This is a genomic window from Pseudomonas sp. SIMBA_067 (assembly GCF_046534675.1).
GTDB lineage: Bacteria > Pseudomonadota > Gammaproteobacteria > Pseudomonadales > Pseudomonadaceae > Aquipseudomonas > Aquipseudomonas putida.
Map to the genome: position 1 here is coordinate 1 of NZ_JAWRYH010001004.1, position 249 is coordinate 249.

Consider the following 249-nt stretch of genomic DNA (forward strand, 5'->3'; position numbering starts at 1 on the left):
GGGTGACACCGTGCTGTGCGACCCACTGACCTACCCCGGCCTGCTACTGGCTGCCCAACAACTGGGGCTGCGCATTGTCGCGGTGCCCGGTGACGCCGACGGCATGCGCCCCGACCATCTGGAGCAAGCCTGCCAACAAAGCGGTGCGCGCCTGCTGTACCTCAACCCCACGTTCCAGAACCCTACAGCGCACACCATGCCCGTGGCCCGGCGCCAGGCGATTGCCGAAGTGCTGCTCAAGTGCGGCAT

At 67.1% G+C, this 249-nt stretch carries 1 pseudogene; it reads left to right on the forward strand.

The features are described from left to right. Positions 1 to 249, forward strand: a pseudogene (locus SB765_RS32245) (PLP-dependent aminotransferase family protein); the annotation flags it as partial.